Raw genomic sequence first — 19,106 nt, 5'->3', positions numbered from 1 at the left:
CCGGATGGCCTCGCCCAATATCGACACCAAGCTGACGCAGTTCGCGCCCGTCGTCCTCTCGATCTTCCGGATCGTGTTCGGACTGCTCTTCACGCTGCACGGCACCCAGAAGCTGCTCGGCTTCCCGACCGCGATGGAAAGCGGCACCGTGCCGATGGGCACCTGGCCGTACTGGTACGCCGGGGTCATCGAACTGGTGCTCGGTCTGCTGATCCTGACCGGACTGTTCACCCGCATCGCCGCTTTCATCGCCTCCGGTGAGATGGCCTACGCGTACTTCAGCGCGCATCTGCCCAAGGCGTTCTGGCCGATCGACAATGGCGGCGAACCCGCAGTGCTGTTCTGCTTCGGGTTCTTCCTGCTGGTGTTCGTCGGCGGCGGTTCGATCGCGCTCGACAGTGTCCTTCGGCGGCGGAGCTAGACCGCTTCCCGCGCCCACGCGGGCATGATGAAGATGCCTTCGGCCTCGACCGTCACGCCCTCGGCATCCAGGATCTGGCCGCGCGCAAAGGCTTTGATGCCCTCGGTGCGCTCCACCCAGGCCTCGGCGCGCAGCGGGCCGAGCGGCGTGCCGCGCAGGTACTTCAGTGTCAGCGTGCCGGTGAAACGCGGCTTGCGCAGACCTTCACTGGCCACCTCACCGAGAATGTGGTCGAGCACCAGCGCGCAGATGCCGCCGTGCACGCGCCCGGGCGGCCCCTCGTAGGGCGCACCGAGGTGGAATTCGGTCCAGCAGCGCCCGGATTCGGTGTGCTCGATCGCCAGCGGCGGCGCGATCGCATTGCGCAGCCCGATCACCGGGTCGGCCCAGGTGATGGGCCGGCCGGTCTCGGCGTGCCGCATGGTGCGGGGGCCGTCGTGCCGCTGCTCCTCGAGGGTGTCCGCGATCGCCTCCAGCGCCACCTGCGCCCGACGAATCGTCTCGCTGTCGGCACCGGTGCTGATGCTGGCTTCCACCAGTCGTCGCACCGCGGCCGTCAGCGGTCCGTGCACCGCCTGCTGCCGTTCGTGCTCGTCGGCGCTGATCTCGGAGAACTGCTGGCTCATCAGATGGTTCTATCAGTAGCCGGTCCCCCACCCAAACGCGTACTTGGCCGCCTATCGAGCTGAGCTGAGGTCAGCCCCCGAAGACGTTGAGCACCACGGCCTTCGCCCGTCGCGTCACCCGCAGGTAGTTGTCCAGGAACTCCCCGCCGTCTCCGTCGGGCCAGCCGGCGGCTGCGGCAACGGCATTGAGCTGCCGTCCCGGGCCCGGCAGCTGGTCGGTGGGCTTACCGCGCACCAGCACCAGCGCGTTACGGGCCCTGGTCGCGGTGAGCCAGGCCTCGCGCAGCAACGCGACATCGCCCTCGGCGACCAGTTCGGCGGCGCCGATGGCGTCCAGCGTCTCCAGGGTCGAGGTGTTGTGCAGCGACGGAATCTTGTGCCCGTAGCGCAGCTGCAGCAGCTGCACCGTCCACTCGATATCGGCGAGGCCGCCGCGACCCAGCTTGGTGTGGGTGTTCGGATCCGCACCGCGGGGCAGCCGTTCGGCGTCCACCCGGGCCTTGACGCGCCGGATCTCCTGCACGGTTTCGGCCGACACCCCACCCTCGGGATAGCGGGTCTTGTCGATCATCAGCAGGAACCGCTCCCCCAGTTCGACATCGCCGGCCACCCGGTGCGCCCGCAGCAGGGCCTGGATCTCCCAGGGTTGCGCCCACTGGGCGTAGTAGGCCTCATAGGAGGACAGGGTCCGCACCAGCGGCCCGTTGCGTCCCTCCGGGCGCAGGCCGATGTCGACCTCCAAAGGCGGGTCGGCGCTGGGGGTTCCGAGCAGTGCCCGCACCTGTTCGGCGACGGTCACCGACCATTTCACCGCGACGGATTCCTCGACGCCGTCGGCCGGTTCGCAGACGAACATCACATCAGCGTCGGACCCGTATCCCAGTTCGCGACCGCCGAGCCTGCCCATCCCGATCACCGCGATGCGGGCCGGCGCTCCGCCCTGCGGTGAGCGGTCCCGGATCACCACCTCCAGCGCTGCCTGCAGCACCGCCACCCAGATCGACGTCAGGGCGCGGCACACATCGGCCACCTCGAGCATGCCGAGCAGATCCGCCGAGGCGACACGGGCCAGTTCCTGGCGGCGCAGGGTGCGTGCCGCCGCGATCGCCCGCGCCGGATTCTCGTGCCGCCCCGCCGATGCCACGAGTGCGCGGCCGACCGTGTCGGGGTCGACGTCGAGAAGTTTCGGTCCCTGCGGGCCGTCGGCGTAGAGCTGGATGACCTCGGGGGCCTTCATCAGCAGATCGGGCACATAGGCCGAGATGCCGAGCACCCGCATCAGTCGTTTGGCCACCGCGCCCTCGTCGCGCAGCGTGGCCAGGTACCAGCGCAGGTCGCCCAGTTCCTCGCTGATCCGCCGGTAGGACAGCAGCCCGGCATCGGGATCGGGGGTGTCGGAGAGCCAGTCCAGCAGCGTGGGCAGCAGCACCTGCTGCACCCGGCCACGCCTGCCGCCCTCGCTGGCCAGCGCCGCGAGGTGGGTCAGCGCGCTCTGCGGACCTTCGTAACCGAGTGCGGCGAGCTGGCGTTCGGCGGCCTCGGTCGACAGTCCACCCGAGAAACCTTGTTTGCCAACCGATTCCAGCAGTGGTTGGTAGAAGAGCTTGGCGTGCAGGCGCGATACCCGCATGCTCTGCCGTTTGAGTTCCTGGCGCAGCACCCCGAGGGCGTCATGCTGACCGTCGGGGCGCATGTGCGCGGCGCGTGCCAGCCAGCGCATCGCCTCTTCGTCATCGGCCTCGGGCAGCATGTGGGTCCGCTTGAGGCGCTGCAGCTGCAGCCGGTGTTCGAGCAGACGCAGGAACTCATAGGAAGCGGTGAGGTTGGCGGCATCGTCACGGCCGACGTACCCGCCGGCGCTCAGCGCGGCCAGCGCGTCGACCGTGGAGGCCACGTGCAGCGAGTCGTCGTTGCGGCCGTGCACCAATTGCAGGAGCTGGACCGCGAATTCGACATCGCGCAGGCCACCGGTGCCCAGCTTCAGTTCGCGGGCCCGCACCCCGGCCGGTACCAGTTGCTCGACGCGCCGGCGCATCGCCTGCACCTCGACGACGAAATCCTCACGCTCGCAGGCGGTCCACACCATCGGCATCAGCGCCTCGATATAGCGGGCACCGAGCTCGGGATCGCCGGCAGCCGGCCGCGCCTTCAACAGCGCCTGGAACTCCCAGGTCTTGGCCCACCGCTCGTAGTAGGCGACATGCGATTCCAGGGTGCGCACCAACTGGCCCTGCTTGCCCTCGGGCCGCAGAGCGGCGTCCACCTCGAAGAAGGTGTCGCCGGCGAAGCGCATCATCTCGCCCGCGACGCGGGTGGTGATCGCATCCGCCTTCTCCACCACGAAGATGATGTCGACGTCGCTGACGTAGTTCAGTTCGCGGGCACCGCATTTGCCCATCGCGATCACCGAGATCACCGGTGCGGGGGTGTCGTCCCCGCACACGGTCTTGACGGCGATGGTCAGCGCCGCGGCCAGTGCGGCGTCGGCCAGGTCCGAGAGGTGTTCGCCGACGGTGCTGAACTGCAGCACCGGTTCGTTCTCGACGGTCGGCGCCATATCGAGCGCGGCGAGCACCAGCAGCCGGTCCCGGTAGAGGGTCTGCAGCGGCAGGCTCGCGGTGCGCGGATCGGCGATGCTGTCGGCCTCGGCGATGAAGGTCCGGCGCAGTTCCTCGACGGGTGGCAGCGTGACCGCACCCGCCAGCAGGTGCCAGGACTGCGGCCGCGCTATCAGGTGATCACCGAGGGCCAGTGATCCGCCCAGCACCGAGAACAGCCGTCCGCGCAGCGCCTTGTCCTTCAGCAGCGCCCGGTTGAGTTCGGCCCAGTCGGAGTCCAGCGCATCGGCGAGGCGCACCATGGCGCGCAACGCCACGTCGGCGTCGGGGGCCCGCGACAGTGACCACAGCAGTTCCACGTGGTCGTCGGTGGTCCAGCCGAGCCGGTTCAGGTCCTCCCGCGCGGTGAGCTCAACAAGTCCGAGCCTGCCCACGCCGGGCAGTTTGGGTCGCTGCGTCGCGGGTTTGGCCACCCACCCAAACTACAGCGACAGGTAGTTCTTCAATTCGAACGGGGTGACCGTGCTGCGGTAGCTCTCCCACTCCGAACGCTTGTTGCGCAGGAAGTAGTCGAAGACGTGCTCCCCCAACGCTTCCGCGACCAGTTCGGAGGTCTCCATCTCGGTCAGCGCCACCCCGAGGCTGCCCGGCAGCTCCTTGTAGCCCATCGCGCGACGCTCTTCGGGCGTCAGGCTCCACACGTTGTCCTCGGCCTGCGGGCCCAGCACGTAGTTCTTCTCGACACCGCGCAGACCGGCGGCGAGCAGCACCGCGTAGGTCAGGTACGGGTTGCAGGCCGAGTCGGGGCTGCGCACCTCGATACGGCGCGACGAGGCCTTGCGCGGGGTGTACATCGGCACCCGGACCAGGGCGGAGCGGTTGGCCGCACCCCAGGAGGCCGCGGTCGGCGCTTCGCCGCCGTGCACCAGACGTTTGTAGGAGTTGACCCACTGGTTGGTGACGGCGCTGATCTCGCTGGCGTGCTCGAGGATGCCCGCGATGAACGACTTGGCGACATCGGAGAGCTGAAGCGGATCGTCGGGGCTGTGGAAGGCATTGGTGTCACCCTCGAACAGGCTCATGTGGGTGTGCATGGCCGAACCCGGGTATTCGCCGAAAGGCTTGGGCATGAACGATGCCCGCACGCCGTCGGCCAGCGCGACCTCCTTGACGAGGTAGCGGAAGGTCATCACGTTGTCGGCCATGGACAGCGCATCGGCGTAGCGCAGGTCGATCTCCTGCTGGCCGGGCGCGCCCTCGTGGTGGCTGAACTCGACCGAGATGCCCATCTGCTCCAGCGCGTCGATGGCGTGGCGGCGGAAGTTGGGCGCCGAATCGTGCACGGCCTGGTCGAAGTAACCGCCGTTGTCCGCGGGCACGGGCAGCGAGTCGTCGTCGCCTGGCTTGAGCAGGAAGAACTCGATCTCCGGGTGCACGTAGCAGGAGAAGCCGAGGTCGCTGGCCTTGGCGAGCTGGCGGCGCAGCACATGCCGGGAGTCCGCCCAGGACGGGGAGCCATCAGGCATGGTGATGTCGCAGAACATCCGCGCCGAATGATGCCTGCCTGCGCTGTCCGACCACGGCAGTACCTGGAAGGTGGACGGATCGGGCCGGGCGACCATGTCTGCCTCGGAGACCCGGGCGAAGCCCTCGATGGAGGAACCATCGAAGCCGATGCCCTCCTCGAAGGCGCCTTCGAGTTCTGCGGGCGCGATAGCCACCGACTTCAGGTATCCGAGCACGTCGGTGAACCACAACCGGACGAAGCGGATATCGCGTTCCTCCAGCGTGCGCAGCACAAATTCCTTCTGGCGGTCCATGCTGGAAGCCTAGGTACCGGCTGTTAAATCTGTGTTACACACGCGTCGCGGTTCCGCCGACCAGGACGTGATTCAGTGATGCGGTGACCGCAGACCCCGGCCGCGAGTCCCCGTCACTCGCGGCGATCCAGGAACTACGTGCCCTGACCGGGGCGTTGCGGGCCGCCGAGGCGGCGGCCGCGGCCGCCGAATGGGGTGATGACGCGGCCCTCGCCGAGGAGGCCCGGCGGGCCCGCTGGCCCGCGCCGCAAGCCACACCAGCGCCGTGGCGACGACCTGGGGTCTGCCGCAGACCCCGCAGCAGGCCGCGGCGAACGTCGTGGTGGCGGTGGGGCTGGCGCGGGCGGCGGTCGCCGAGGCGGTGACACAGGTGGCCCTGGCCCGCCAGGTGGCACCCGAGCCGACCCGGACCGCGGTGGTGCGCGGTGTCCGGCCGCTGCTGCCCGATCTGGGCCGCCGAGTCGTTGCCGAACTGCGTCACGTCGTGCTCGACAAGCCGCGCGCGATCCTGGTCCGCACCGCCATCACCCTGGGTATCGCGCTGTCCCTGGTCGGCTTCTATCACTTCTCCGGCCTGGTCCGCTATGACGCCGGCCGGCTGACGCTCTACCTGTTCGCGGCCATCGTCGGCAGCGTGGTCTGCACCAACGCGCTGTGCTTCGAGGCCGAGCGGGTGCGTCACGCGCTGGCGGCCGGTGAGCGCATCTGGCGCATCCTGGTCGTCAAGAACATCACCATCGCGGTGCTGGTGATCGGCGCGGGCCTGCCGGTGATCGGCGCCCTCACCGCCATCGGGGACGGCAATCCGATCGCCATGATCGACCAGCTCGTGACGATGGTGTTCATCTGGCTGGGCGTGGCGAACGTGCTCTCGGTGCTGTACCCGCTTCGGCACGAACCGGTTTCGGCCCGGCTGCACGACGGCACCTGGAAACCGTTCCTGTTCTCGTTCGCGCTGTCCTACGGTGTCGGGCTGACCGTCAACCTGATGATCTACTGGCGGCTCTGGTCACGGCAGTACGCGGCCCGCGAACTGGCCGGCGGGGATTGGGCCGCGTTCGGGCTAGTACTGGCCAGCGCGCTGAGCAGCTGGGTGTTGCTGACGGTCTTCGCGGTGGCGTGCAGCCGTGATCCCCGGGTGCGGGCGTTGTTGTCCCGCGAGATGATCCCTTTTCGCAAGGGATGACTAGCAGCGCAAACCGGGCGGCGGCTGAACCAGGTCCTGCAGGAACGCCAGCACGGTGGTGTCCACGCATTCGTCACCGTTGAACACCACGGTGTGCTGGGTGCCCTCGAAGGTCACCAGCGGCGCGTCGAGCTGACGGGCCAGCTCGACCCCGGCCTCGTACGGGGTGGCGGGATCGCGGGTGGTCGACACCACGATCACCTTCCCCGGGCCGGGCGAGGTCGCGGCCGCCGGGGACGACGTCGACGGCACCGGCCACATGGCGCAGGTATCGCGCGGCGCATAGCCGGTGAAGGTGCCGTACTCCATGAACGGCGCGGCCGCCCGGGTGCGCTGGTCGGCGTCCACCCAGGCCGCCGGGTCCGTCGGGAACGGCGCGTCGACGCAGCGGATCGCGGTGAACGCGTCCTGCTGCGTGCGGTAGTGACCGTTGGCATCGCGGCGCCAGTAGTCGTCGGCCAGCTGCAGCAGGTCACTGGGATCGGTACCGCGCTGCAAGCCGAGCAGCCCGCTGGTCAGGTACGGCCAATAGCGCTTGCTGTAGAGGGCATTAGCGGTTCCGGTGATGGCGTCGGCGTATCCGAGTCCGCGCGGATCCGGGGTCGCCGCGGGCTGCTGCACCAGCGGGTCGATGAGTTGGTGGTAGCGCGCGACGGACTGGGCGGGGTCGGTGCCCAGCGGGCAGTCCGCCGACTGCGCACAGTCGGCCGCGTAGTCGTCGAACGCGCGCTGGAATCCGGTCAGCTGCCACACGCTTTCGCTGATCGGATCCGAACCGGGGTCCAGGGCACCGTCGAGCACCATCGCCCGGACCCGCTCCGGGTAGCGCTGCGCGTAGGCCGTGCCGAGTTCGGTGCCGTAGGAGAAGCCGAGATAGCTCAGTTGTTCCTCTCCGAGGGCGGCACGTACCGCGTCCATGTCCTGCGCGGCCGAGGCGGTGCCGATGTTGGCCAAGAATTCCGGGCCCATGTTGTCCAGGCAGGACTGTGCGAACGACCGGTAGACCTCCTCGATGTGGGCGACACCGGCCGGGCTGTAGTCCGCCATCGGTTCGCTGCGGTAGGCGTCGAACCCCGCGTCGGTGCGGCACCGCAGCTGCGGGGTCGAGTAGCCGACGCCGCGCGGGTCGAAGCCCACCAGATCGAACTGCTGCCCGATCGGGGATGCGGCGAGGGCGGTGCCCATCTGCGCGACGGTGTCGACCGCGGAGGCGCCGGGACCGCCGGGATTGACCATCAGCGTGCCGATCCGGTCGCCCGCGGCGGGGATCCGGATGACGGCCAGTTGCGCTTGTGCGCCTTCAGGATTGGCACGGTCGATCGGAACCGCGATGGTGGTGCACTGCGCCGTGGTGATCACCGGGGCGTCACCGAGGAACTGCGCGCAGCCACCCCAGGACGGCGGCGCCGCATGCACCGGTGCGCACAGCATGCCGGCCGTGGTGAGCAGGGCCAGCAGCACTGCGAAAATCCTGCCCGCCAGCCACATGGCGAACATGGTCGCACGGGTACCGTGCCGGGTTCACCGGCGGATCGGGGAGGAGACCACCCGGGAACCAGACGGTGACGGCGCCGTTATCTGCAGCGGGTGCCCTCGGGCGGGACGACACCGTCGATCACGTACTTGGCCGAGATGTCATCCACGCAGGCGTTGCCCTGGAACACCACGGTGTGCTGGGTGCCCTCGAAGGTGAGCAGCGTGCCACCGAGTTGCTTGGCCAGGTCGACGCCCGCTTGATACGGCGTGGCCGGGTCGTTGGTGGTGGACACCACCAGGGTCGGCGGCAGGCCGGGCACGTTCAGTTCGTGCGGTGTGGACGTCGGCGGTACCGGCCAGAACGAGCAGGTGCCCATCGGAGCATTCCCGGTGAACTCGCCGTAGCTCAGGAACGGGGCGACCTCGCGGGAGCGCCGGTCCTGTTCGATGACGGTCTCCCGGTCGGTGATGGGCGGTTCGTCGACGCAGTTCACGGCGACCCGCACATCGGTCGAATTGTTGTAGTGGCCGTTGGCATCCCGGCCCATGTACAGGTCGGCCAGGGCCAGCATCGTGTCGCCCCGGCCGTCGCGCAATTCGCTCAGGCCGTCGGTGAGGTGGCGCCACAGGTTGGGCGAGTACAGCGGCAGGATGGTGCCCACGATCGCGTCGCTGTAGCCGAGGCCACGCGGATCATTCGTCGGAGCCGGGTTGTCGACCAGCGGGAAGACCAGGTCCTGATACACCTCGGTGGCCTTCGCCGGGTCGGTGCCCAGCGGGCAGTTCGGGTCCTGCGCACAGTCCGCGGCGTAGTCGTTGAACGCGGTCTGGAAGGCGGCGGCCTGCCGGAGGTCGGCCTCGACCGGGTCGGCATTGGGATCGACCGCACCGTCGAGGATCATCGCGCGCACCTTGTCACCGAACAGTTCGGCGTAGGTCGCCCCGATGCGGGTGCCGTAGGAGTAGCCGAGGTAGGTCAGCTTCTCATCGCCGACGGCCTCCCGCATGGCATCGAGATCCTTTGCCACGCTTTGGGTTCCGACATTGGCCAGGAATTCCTCGCCCATCTTGTCCACGCAGCGGTCGATGAACTCCTTGGTCTGGGCCTCGATGTGCTTCACGCCCTCGTCGGTGTATTCCACCGTCGGGTCGGCACGCAGCTTGTCGTTGTCCTCATCGGAGTTGCACCACAGCGCGGGCTTGGACAGGCCCACTCCGCGCGGGTCGAAGCCGACCAGGTCGAACCGCGCACGCACCGACTGCGGCATGGTGCCCACCAGGTTGACCGCGGCCTCCACACCGGATTCGCCGGGGCCGCCGGGGTTGACGAACAGCGAGCCGATCTTCTCGCCGGTGGCCTTGATCCGGATCATCGCGATCTGCGCGACGTCGCCGTCGGGGTTGTCGTAATTGACCGGCACCGAGAGCAGCCCGCATTCCGCGCCCGAGGGGATTCGCGACTCCCCCGACGCGGCCTCGCACGGCGCCCACTGCACCGGGGTGCCGGGGCGGGGCGCAGAAATCACGGCCCGGCCGTCGACCGCGTTGCTACAGCCGGCGACCAGAAGCAGCACCATGGCGGCCGCGGGGACCCCGCGCGTGAGGTTCATGGCTGACCATGCTGCCATGCGCCGACATCGGAGCAGGTGAGGCTATCCGCTGATGGCCACCAGCTCGGCCAGTTCGACGGCGAAGTCATCGGCCATCTCCCACAGGTCAGGCAGCAGTTCGGGGCAGGAGATGAGGCCGATGTCGAGCTTGCCCGTCAGCGACATGACGGTGATGTTGAGCCCGGAGCCGTGGAAGATCGGGCCCAGCGGGTACATCGCCTTGACCTCACACCCGAGCAGGTACAGCGGCACCTGCGGGCCCGGCACATTGGAGACCACCAGGTTGTGCACCGGCGCGGCCGCCGAGAGCTTGCTGCGGGCATAGACCCGCATCGCGACCCCGAACACCGCCGGCGCGGCGAACTGGGTCCAGTCCTGCAGCAGGGTCGCGCCGATCGCCGAACTGTGTTGTTTTGCCACCGAATTGGCCGACGCGATGGCCATCAGCCGTTCGGCGGGATCTCCGATGTTGGTGTGCAGCGAGGAGAACATGCCCGACACCTGGTTGCGTCCGGGCCGATCGGACTTGTCGTGCACCGAGACCGGGATCATCGCCACCAGAGACGATTCCGGCAGCTCGTCGCGGTCGAGCAGGAAGCGCCGCAGCACCCCGGACACCAGGGCCAGGACGACATCGTTGACCTTGACCCCGAAATGGTCCTTCACCGTCTTGATGTCGGCCAGGTCGAGTTCGGCGAACGAGATGTTGCGGTGCCCGGTCACATTGGCATTGAAGGCGGTCTTGGGCGCGGCGAACGGCGCCGCCATCGTGAGGCCCTTGGTGGCCCGGCGCGCGGTGTCGACGACCGTGGACACCGTCGCGGGCAGCATGTTGACGAGCTTCAGCGGCCGGGTGACGAACTTGACCGCACCGTTGATCGCGATCTCCAGTTCGGAGGCTCCCCCGACGCCCTCGACGGCGTCCGGTGGCGGCGCGTCGGGTTCGGTGGTGCACAGCGTGGACATCAGATTGGCACCGGTGACACCGTCGACGGCGGCGTGGTGCACCTTCGTCAGCAATGCCAGTCGCCCACCGGAGTGCGCGTCGGTGCCCGCGACGTTCTCGATGACCCACATCTCCCACAGCGGGCGGCTGCGGTCCAGCGGCAGCGACGCGATGTGTCCGCAGATCTCGGACAGTTCGGCGCGCCCGCCGGGCGACGGCAGCCCGATGCGGTGCAGATGGCGCTGCACGTCGAAATCGGTGTCATCCACCCAGACCGGGTGGTCCAGGTTCAGCCGGCTGTCGGCGAGCTTCTCCCGGAATTCGGGCATCGCCTTGATCCGCAAGGTCAGCTCGTCGCGGAACCGGTCGAAGGTGTAGCCGCCGGGCATCGTGGAGGTGTCCAATTCCAGGATCGAGCAGACATGCAGGGGCTGGGCTGCGGTTTCGAGGTAGAGGAAGCTGGCGTCGAGACCACTGAGCCGTTGCATGCTGCCGATGCTAGGACCGTGAGGTGCCGATGTGAGGAAATCCACTCAACTCCGGCGTTCACCTTCACGTGCCCGGGTGGCACACTTGTAACCGTCAGATGACCCGGGGACCCGGATGGGCCACGAGGATCAACCCGACAACCACACATCGAGGGACAATGATGTCTGAGCAGTCCGTTTATGGTGCCACCAAAGCGCCCGTGAAGGTACGCACCCACCACCTGCAGAAGTGGAAGTCCGAAGGCCACAAGTGGTCGATGCTCACCGCATACGACTTCTCCACCGCCCGCATCTTCGATGACGCCGGTATCCCGGTGCTGTTGGTCGGCGATTCCGCCGCCAACGTCGTGTACGGCTATGACACCACCGTGCAGGTCACCGTCGACGAACTCATCCCGCTGGTCCGGGCCGTCGTCCGCGGCGCCGAGCACGCCCTGGTGGTGGCCGATCTGCCGTTCGGCAGCTACGAGCGCAGTGCCGATCAGGCGCTGGAGACCGCCACGCGATTCATGAAGGAGACCGGCGCGCACGCGGTCAAGCTGGAGGGCGGCGAGCGGGTGGCCGCCCAGATCGCAGCGCTCACCCAGGCCGGCATCCCGGTGATCGCGCACATCGGCTTCACCCCGCAGAGCGTGAACGGCCTCGGCGGATTCCGGGTGCAGGGTCGCGGAGACTCCGGCGATCAGACCATCCACGACGCGATCGCGGTGGCCGAGGCCGGTGCCGTCGCCGTCGTGCTGGAGATGGTGCCCGCCGAGCTGGCCACCCAGATCACCGGCAAGCTGACCATCCCGACCGTCGGTATCGGCGCGGGCCCGAACTGCGACGCCCAGGTGCTGGTGTGGCAGGACATGGCCGGACTGACCTCAGGAAAGACCGCCAAGTTCGTCAAGCGGTTTGCCGAGGTCGGCAACGAGTTGCGCCGTGCCGCAACGCAGTACGCCGATGAGGTCGCCAGCGGGGTGTTCCCCGCCGAGGAGCACTCCTACTAGTCAGCCGAATTCCGGGGCGCGTTTGCCCAGGAACGCAGCGATGCCTTCTTTCCCGTCGGGAGAGGAGGCATTGCCTGCAATATGGCGTCCCTCATGCTCCAACTGGGCCTCGTAGCCCGCGGAGTAACTGGTCAACAGCAGCTGCTTGACCGCCGAGTTGGAACCCTTTGCACCAGAAGCGACCTCGGTCGCCAGTTCCGCCAACTTCGCGGGCAGGTCGGCGTCGGGAACGACGGTGGTCACCAGGCCCCATTCCAGCGCCTGCGGGGCCTTGAGCACCCGGTTGGTGATCATCAGTTCCTGGGTGCGCCGCAGGCCCACCAGTCGCGGCAGCACGTAGGAAGCGCCGCCGTCTGGGCTCAGGCCCGCCTTCGTGTAGGCCATCGTGAACGACGCCGACTCCGCGGCCAGCACCAGGTCACCGGAGACGCCCAGGGAGAATCCCGCGCCGGCGGCCACCCCGTTGACCGCGGTGATCAGCACGGCGTCCATCCGGGCGAAGGTCGACATGGCGCGGTGCAGATCGTTGGCGATGCCCTTGACGAAGACGCCCGGGTCGTCGGCCGCGGCCATCGCCTTGAGGTCACCGCCGGCGCAGAAGAACCGGCCCGCGCCGGTCAGGGTGACCACCTTCGTCTCTGCGGTGTCGCACAGCGACGCCGCATCGGCGAGGTCGCGCGTCATCGCCGCGTTCATCCCGTTGGCGGCATCGGGCCGGTCCAGGACGATGTTGACGACGGATCCGGCCCGGGTGAACTTCAGCGTCTCGAAAGCGGTCATGGCGCTCACCGTATTACGGCGGGGTGGTGATGTGTAACACGCGCCCCCAGAATCGAGGGCCTCGCACGCCCCGGGGTTGTTCACCTCGATGTGGCACGCTGTTCACAACTCCTGACACACGCGGTACCGAACAAGGGTGAACATGCCTGCTGATAAGCCAAAAGCGTCGCGCCACACCGAGGTTGAACGGAAATTCGACGTGGTCGAGACCACCGTCTCACCGTCCTTCGAAGGCCTCGCCGCGGTGTCGAGGGTGCAACACGCGCCCACCCTGACGCTGGAAGCGGTGTACTACGACACTCCCAACTACGACCTGGCCGCAAAGCGCATCACGCTGCGCCGGCGCACCGGCGGGGGCGACGCCGGCTGGCACGTGAAGCTGCCGGCCGGCCCGGATGCCCGCACCGAGGTGCGCGCGCCGCTGGCCGACTCCGTACCCGAGGACATCCGCGATGTGGTCGCCGCGATCGTCCGGGACCGTCCGCTGGGCGCGGTCGCGCGCATCACCACGCAGCGCACCGTGTCGTTGCTGTTCGGCGCCGACGACTCCCCGATCGCCGAGTTCTGCGATGACCAGGTGACCGCCGCCGCGCTGCGCCCGGACAGCGAACCGCAGACCTGGCGGGAATGGGAGCTGGAACTGGCCGAGGGCGTCGGCTCCACCGACGTCCTGGACCGGCTGTCGAACCGGTTGTTCGACGCGGGCGCGGTACCGGCCGGGCACGGCTCCAAGCTGGCCAGAGTGCTGGCCACCGCCGAACCGGAGGCAGCGTCGGTGGAGGCCTCCGACCCGGTGCGCCGGGCCGTCGCCGAGAACGTCGAGGAACTGATCTCGTGGGATCGGGCGGTGCGCGCCGATGTCTGGGATTCGGTGCACCAGATGCGGGTCGCCACCCGCAAGATCCGCAGCTTGCTCGCCGACGAGTCGTTCGGCCTTGCCGATGACGCCTGGGTGCTCGATGAGTTGAAGGTGCTGGCCGGCATCCTCGGGGTCGCGCGCGATGCCGAGGTGCTGGCCGAGAAGTACGAGGAAGCGCTCGACGGGTTGGCGCCGGAGTTGGTGCGCGGCAGGGTGCGCGAGCGGCTGGTGGAGGGCAACAAGCAGCGCTACGCCAACGGGTGGCGGCGGTCGCTGCTCGCGATGCGCTCCGAGCGCTACTTCCGGCTGCTCGATGCGCTGGATGAGCTGGTGGCCGCGCCGTCTGCGACCGGGGACAAGTCCGGCGACGAATCCGCGGCGGCCAGTGTGGCGGCCGCGTACAAGAAGGTCCACAAGGCCGCGAAGAAGGCCGAAGATGACGGCACCGACGAGTCGCTGCACCGGATTCGCAAGCGCGCCAAGCGGCTTCGCTACACGGCGTCGGCGACCGGGGATTCGGCGGTGGAAGCCAAGGCCAAGACCATCCAGAGCCTGCTCGGCGATCACCAGGACAGCGTGGTCAGCCGCACGCATCTGCTGGAGGAGGCCGACGCCGCGCACGCCGCCGGCGAGGACACCTTCACCTACGGTGTGCTGTACGAGAAGGAGGCCGAGGTGGCGCTGCAGGCCGAGGACGGGATCGGCGACGCCTTGAAGGCCCTGAAGAAGGCCGTCAAGAAGTAGGGGGCGGACGAGCTGGCCTGTAAGCCGGATTCTGTTCCTCTCCGGAGTTTCCGGTGAGGCGGCGACCATCCATCTGGACACACCGTTGCCGGGTGCCTCAAGCGGCCTACCCGCAAGCTCGGGCGAGCAGCCCTCGGACGCTTGCGCAGCCACAACCAGGTTGCGGCCTTCTTGGCCTTGCTTCGGGTGGGGTTTACCTAGCCATCCCGGTCACCCGGGATGCTGGTGCGCTCTTACCGCACCGTTTCACCCTTACCATTTCTGGCGGTCTTCTTTCTGTGGCACTTTCCCGCGAGTTTCCCCGGATTGCCGTTAACAATCACCCTGCTCTGTGAAGTCCGGACTTTCCTCGACGCCCAGGTGGAAACCTGAGCTCCGCGGTCGCCCGGCCAACTCGTCCGCGCCGATCACCGTACCCTTAGGGCCATGGCGCAGGTGCCTCCAGCCCGATATTTGCTGCATGCGAAGGATCTGGCAGATGCCCGGTATGCGGAGCCGATCACGGTGGACGACCTCGCCGCGGCCGCCGGACTGTCCCGGGCGCATTTCAGCCGGATGTTCTCCAGGACGTTCGGGGAGTCGCCGCGAGCGTATCTGCAGAGCCGACGGTTGGAGCGCGCCGCCGCGTTACTGCGCCACACCGACAGATCGGTGGCAGACATCTGCGCGATGGTCGGCTTGACGAGTGTGGGTTCGTTCACCACCACCTTCGCCAGGGTGTACGGAAGGCCGCCCGCGGCCTATCGGGCCAGCCTGCCGCCCGCGAGCGTGTACGCCCGGGTGCCCAGCTGCATCGTCAAGCGCGATACCCGGCGCGCCCCGGCCGGCCGGTCCAAGACAGCACACGGGTAGAAGACGGCGCCCGGCGATCGGTCGTAGCGTTGTCGGCATGATCAAAATCGCAAGCGCGCACCTTTGGGTGCACGATCAGGACGTCGCTCTTCAGTACTGGACCGAGAAGGTCGGTTTCGAAGTACGCCAGGATGTTTCACTACCCGATCTCGACAACACCTTCCGCTGGTTGACCGTCGGTCCGCGGGGCCAGGACGACGTCTCGGTCGTGCTGATGGCGGTGCCCGGTCCGCCGGTCATGGATGCGGCCACCCAGCAGGAGGTCCGCAACCTCACCGCGAAGGGCTTTGCCGGCACGATTTTTCTCACCACCGAGGACTGCCAGGCTTCATTCGAGGAACTCCGTTCCCGCGGAGTGGAATTCACCGAGGAGCCGCATCAGATGCCGTATGGCATCGATTGCGGGTTCCGTGACCCGTCGGGCAACAGCGTGCGGCTCACCCAACTCGCGGACGTGAGCGCCCTCAGCTGACCTCAGAACGGTGGCGGGTCGCTGTCGTTCTGGGCGAGTTCGAGGGCGAGTTCGAGTTGGTTGCGGGTGCGTTCGGTTTTGATGCGTTGGGCGCGGTCTTGTGCGCGGGTGCGTTTTCGGACCGGCATCTTGGTGTGGAGGTCGGCGTCGTTGATCAGCCGGATGGCGCGTTTCCGTGGGATGGGAGTCTCGATGTTCCAGTGCGGGAACATGATTGCCGCGCCGGGGGCCTTCGTGTAGGTGTGCCCGGTCGGTGCTGACCATTGGATACGGCCGTCGGGTTGGGCGGTGGGTGTCCAGCCGCAGAAGGTCTTGATCAAATGATGCAGACGACACAGCGGTGCCAGGTTGCCCGGATGGGTCGCCCCTGCCGGCCATGGGGTCAGGTGGTCGAGGTCGCAGCGGTGGGCGGCCCGGTTGCAGCCGGGGAAGCTGCAGGTCATGGCGCGCATGCGGACGAACGCGGTCAGTGCGGTCGAGGGCCGGTATTGGCGCTCGGCGGGTAGGTCGGCGATCTCGGAGAGCGGCTTCACTGTGGCGCCGGACGCGACGAGGTCGGCCAGCATGGCGGCCGGGATGATGGCGCCGTCGAGCATCACGCCGGGGCTAGGGTTGCAGGCCGCGGGTTGGGTGTTGGCCGCGGGCGCAGCAGGCCCGGACTCCGCTGCTGGCGTCTGCGGCGCGTTCTCCGCCGGCGGTGCCTGCTGCTCGGCGTCGGGCGCGGCCGGTCCGGTCTCGGCGGGCTGCGTTTCCGGGGTGCCCGCACTGCCCGGGGTGGTGTGCCGCGGAGACCCTTCACCGGCAGCGGGCACCTGGTCGGTCAGCACATAGATCGTCACCGCCGTCGAGCGCGGATCCTTCCCGCTGCCCTGGCAGCCGGCATCCCCACACCCACACGCCAGCCGTTCCAGTTGCGGGCCCACCACACCCAACGCGGCCAAGGCGGCCGCACGTAGCTCGCCACGCGCGCGGGGATCATTGCCACAGACGGTGTCCGCCAGGTCATTGAGGCGTTTCTCCAGCACCTTTTTGTCGGTGACACGCAGCCGCCCCCAGAACGAGGCGACCCCGTTGGGATCGTCCTTATCGTCGAACTCGACATAGACGTCCTTGGCGTTACGTTTTGAGCGCACCACGGCTTCGGGGTCGAACTTCTCCACCCACAGATCGATGGCACCGATCAACTGCTTCTCCGAATGCGCCCCGTACTCGCCCGCCTCCCCGGCGATCGCGGTATCGATCAACACCAGAGCGTCATCGTCGACGACCAGGTGGGTGCGCCAGGTGATCGCATCGATCACCGCCATCGAGATCGCACCCTTGGCGAACAGGGCCGCGGTGCGGGGCAGCCGGTCACGCAAAGCCTGGGCGATGCGCATCTGCTTGGACGCCGCGTGCGGATTCAGATTGCAGGCCGCCGCCACCGCGGCCTGCGCCCACGCCCAACCATCAATGACCTGATGGGCAACCGTGTCATCCTCGTCATCGCACTGGCGGGCCACCACCTCACCGATCAACGCCAACCGGTAAGCCGCCACCGACGCCTCGTTTCGGGTCGTCGCAGTCACCGCCGAGATGAGCGCGTCATCGCTCAACCCAGCGAGTGCGGCCCGATCCAAGACTTCGAACATGTGTTCGATTTTACCGCCCGGCCACGACATGTGGCGAGGGGAAATGCGTGAGCCTGTGGATAACTTTCAGTGACTCCGCCGCAGCACCATCACATTGTCGATCAGATGCCCCGGCTGCCCGTCGGGTCCGGTCGCCTCGCGCTCGACCGGGCCAACCTGCACGCGTTCCCAGCCGTCGTCAAGGTCGAGTGATCCCACCACTTCCTCGGCACCGGGGAACTCGACGTGCCGGTGGTTCGACCAGGGCGGAGCCTCGCCATGGTCGACGATCACCAGCAGACCCCCGGGCGCGACCGCAACCGCCGCCCGCTTCAACACGCGCGCCCGGTCCAGCGGAATCTTCGAATGCAGGAACTGTGCGGACACCAGATCGAACTCGCCGTCCGGGAAACTCACCTCCAGATCGTGGTGCTGAAAGTCGATCTGGCTCAACAACTCCCCCGCGTCAGCGGCGGCCCGTTCCAGTGCCACGTGTGAGACATCGGTCGCAACCACCGACCACCCCCGCGACGCCAGCCAGATGGCGTCGCCACCCTCACCGCATCCCAGGTCCAGGGCGCGCCCGGGTGCCAGCGACTCCGCCACCTCGGAGAGCCGGAGGTTCACCCGGCCACTCCAGACGCGATCGCGCTGGCCGTAGTGCTCGTTCCAGTGCTGTTGGACATCGGGCGCCGGCCACGGCGGAACGGGCAGCCCGACGTCATCGGCCAGCAGACTCTGCACCACGGCAGCCGCCGCCAGCGATCCGCTGGCCACCGCGGCCGCCACCTGAGGCATCTGCACGCTGACATCGCCGGCGGCGAACACCCCGGGCACCGTGGTGCGCTGGAACTGGTCGACGACGATGGCATCGGCGGCAACAGGACTCGCCGGCGCGAAGTCCACCCCGAGATGGGCTGCCAGGTGGGAACGCTGGTGCAGGACAGCGGCTACCAGCACACCCCGCCGCGGCAGCGGTGGGCCCTCGGCGAACCGCACCTCGGTCAATACGCCACCCTCGGAATGGAATTCGCTGACCTGCCGGTCGTCCACGGCGATGTCCGCGGCTGTCAGCAGGTCATTCTGCAGGCCCGCGCCATTGCTGAGCACGACGATATCGTCGGTCCAGCCCTTGAGCATCAGCGCCATGTGCACAGCGCGGTCCCCATCGGCGAGCACGGCCAGCGGCTGATCACGAACCTCCCACCCGTGGCAGAACGGACAGTGGAAAGCCGAGCCGCCCCACAGCGCCTCAAGGCCCGCGATCTGCGGCGGCTGGTACTGCATACCGGTCGCCAGCAGCAGGCGGCGCGCATGTTCGTGGCCGCCATCGGCAAGTTCGACGACGAAGCCCGGCCCGTCCGCTTTGGCGGCGGTCACCCGCACCGGCCGGAAGGTGACGTTCGGGTATTCCGCGAGTTCCGCGCGGCCCGCCTCGTAGAGTTCAGCGGGCGGGCGGCCGTCGTGACCCAGCAGTCCGCCGATGCCGTGCGCAGCCAGGTTGCTCTGGTCACCGTCATCGAGGACCAGCGTGCGACGCCGGGCGCGGCCGAGTACCAGTGCCGCGCTCAGGCCGGCCGCGCCGCCACCGACGATGATGCAGTCCCATTCGTTGTTCATGTCATCGAGCTTGCCGATCAGCGGACAAAATGCCAAGCTCGTTTGC

At 68.2% G+C, this 19,106-nt stretch carries 15 protein-coding genes and 1 other RNA gene; 6 read left to right on the top strand and 10 right to left on the bottom strand.

The annotated features are described in order from the left end of the window. The first annotated feature begins 4 nt into the window (after positions 1 to 4). Entirely contained in the window at positions 5 to 421 is a 417-nt protein-coding gene (locus ASE48_RS24925) for a DoxX family protein (RefSeq protein WP_057169824.1), read from the top strand. Here the strand turns inward: ASE48_RS24925 and ASE48_RS24920 are convergent. From ASE48_RS24920 to glnA, 3 genes are all read right to left on the bottom strand, one after another. Continuing rightward, a complete protein-coding gene (locus ASE48_RS24920; protein WP_057169823.1) occupies positions 418 to 1,047 on the bottom strand; it encodes a PaaI family thioesterase in 630 nt (209 codons plus the stop codon). The two genes, ASE48_RS24925 and ASE48_RS24920, sit on opposite strands and share 4 nt — an antisense overlap. Positions 1,048 to 1,117: 70 nt before the next feature. Further along, positions 1,118 to 4,078, bottom strand: a complete 2,961-nt coding sequence (locus tag ASE48_RS24915) for a bifunctional [glutamine synthetase] adenylyltransferase/[glutamine synthetase]-adenylyl-L-tyrosine phosphorylase (protein ID WP_057169822.1) — start codon at positions 4,076 to 4,078, stop codon at positions 1,118 to 1,120. 9 nt (positions 4,079 to 4,087) lie between these two features. Next, entirely contained in the window at positions 4,088 to 5,425 is a 1,338-nt protein-coding gene (glnA, locus tag ASE48_RS24910; RefSeq protein ID WP_057169821.1) for a type I glutamate--ammonia ligase, read from the bottom strand. A gap of 265 nt (positions 5,426 to 5,690) precedes the next feature. Here glnA and ASE48_RS24905 point away from each other — a divergent pair, with 265 nt between their 5' ends. Continuing rightward, entirely contained in the window at positions 5,691 to 6,611 is a 921-nt protein-coding gene (locus tag ASE48_RS24905; protein WP_235571454.1) for an ABC transporter permease, read from the top strand. On the opposite strand, the gene ASE48_RS24900 is transcribed toward ASE48_RS24905, so the two are convergent. From ASE48_RS24900 to ASE48_RS24890, 3 genes are all read right to left on the bottom strand, one after another. Then, positions 6,612 to 8,108, bottom strand: coding sequence for an alpha/beta hydrolase (locus ASE48_RS24900; RefSeq protein ID WP_057169820.1), 1,497 nt, complete (start codon positions 8,106 to 8,108; stop codon positions 6,612 to 6,614). A 77-nt stretch (positions 8,109 to 8,185) separates the two neighbouring features. Next, positions 8,186 to 9,697, bottom strand: a complete 1,512-nt coding sequence (locus tag ASE48_RS24895) for an alpha/beta hydrolase (protein ID WP_200962249.1) — start codon at positions 9,695 to 9,697, stop codon at positions 8,186 to 8,188. A gap of 42 nt (positions 9,698 to 9,739) precedes the next feature. Continuing rightward, entirely contained in the window at positions 9,740 to 11,131 is a 1,392-nt protein-coding gene (locus ASE48_RS24890; RefSeq protein WP_057169818.1) for a WS/DGAT/MGAT family O-acyltransferase, read from the bottom strand. Positions 11,132 to 11,292: 161 nt separating this feature from the next. Between ASE48_RS24890 and panB the strand changes: the two genes are divergently transcribed. After that, positions 11,293 to 12,123 (top strand): 3-methyl-2-oxobutanoate hydroxymethyltransferase, encoded by an 831-nt coding sequence (gene panB, locus ASE48_RS24885; RefSeq protein WP_057170022.1) that lies wholly within the window; start codon positions 11,293 to 11,295, stop codon positions 12,121 to 12,123. Here panB and ASE48_RS24880 read toward each other — a convergent pair whose 3' ends face one another. Continuing rightward, positions 12,124 to 12,903, bottom strand: coding sequence for an enoyl-CoA hydratase/isomerase family protein (locus ASE48_RS24880; RefSeq protein WP_057169817.1), 780 nt, complete (start codon positions 12,901 to 12,903; stop codon positions 12,124 to 12,126). A 142-nt stretch (positions 12,904 to 13,045) separates the two neighbouring features. Here ASE48_RS24880 and ASE48_RS24875 point away from each other — a divergent pair, with 142 nt between their 5' ends. After that, complete coding sequence (locus ASE48_RS24875) at positions 13,046 to 14,506, top strand: CYTH and CHAD domain-containing protein (RefSeq protein ID WP_057169816.1); 1,461 nt, start codon at positions 13,046 to 13,048, stop codon at positions 14,504 to 14,506. 4 nt (positions 14,507 to 14,510) lie between these two features. On the opposite strand, the gene rnpB is transcribed toward ASE48_RS24875, so the two are convergent. After that, positions 14,511 to 14,903: RNase P RNA component class A (gene rnpB, locus ASE48_RS25800), an RNA gene on the bottom strand. Positions 14,904 to 14,932: 29 nt separating this feature from the next. On the opposite strand from rnpB, the gene ASE48_RS24870 reads away from it, so the two are divergent. Together ASE48_RS24870 and ASE48_RS24865 are read left to right on the top strand one after the other, a co-directional pair. Next, positions 14,933 to 15,358, top strand: a complete 426-nt coding sequence (locus tag ASE48_RS24870) for a helix-turn-helix transcriptional regulator (protein ID WP_057169815.1) — start codon at positions 14,933 to 14,935, stop codon at positions 15,356 to 15,358. Between the two features lie 37 nt (positions 15,359 to 15,395). Continuing rightward, positions 15,396 to 15,830, top strand: a complete 435-nt coding sequence (locus ASE48_RS24865) for a VOC family protein (RefSeq protein ID WP_057169814.1) — start codon at positions 15,396 to 15,398, stop codon at positions 15,828 to 15,830. A 2-nt stretch (positions 15,831 to 15,832) separates the two neighbouring features. Here the strand turns inward: ASE48_RS24865 and ASE48_RS24860 are convergent, their stop codons facing one another. Next, on the bottom strand, positions 15,833 to 17,461 hold the full coding sequence (locus ASE48_RS24860) for an HNH endonuclease signature motif containing protein (protein ID WP_057169813.1): 1,629 nt from the start codon (positions 17,459 to 17,461) through the stop codon (positions 15,833 to 15,835). Positions 17,462 to 17,527: 66 nt separating this feature from the next. Continuing rightward, complete coding sequence (locus ASE48_RS24855; RefSeq protein WP_057169812.1) at positions 17,528 to 19,060, bottom strand: bifunctional NAD(P)/FAD-dependent oxidoreductase/class I SAM-dependent methyltransferase; 1,533 nt, start codon at positions 19,058 to 19,060, stop codon at positions 17,528 to 17,530. Between the last annotated feature and the right edge of the window lie 46 nt (positions 19,061 to 19,106).

This window comes from Mycobacterium sp. Root265 (assembly GCF_001428895.1).
Classification (GTDB): domain Bacteria; phylum Actinomycetota; class Actinomycetes; order Mycobacteriales; family Mycobacteriaceae; genus Mycobacterium.
Note: the sequence above shows the minus strand (reverse complement) of the source record. Positions and strands in the feature narration are given on the sequence as shown.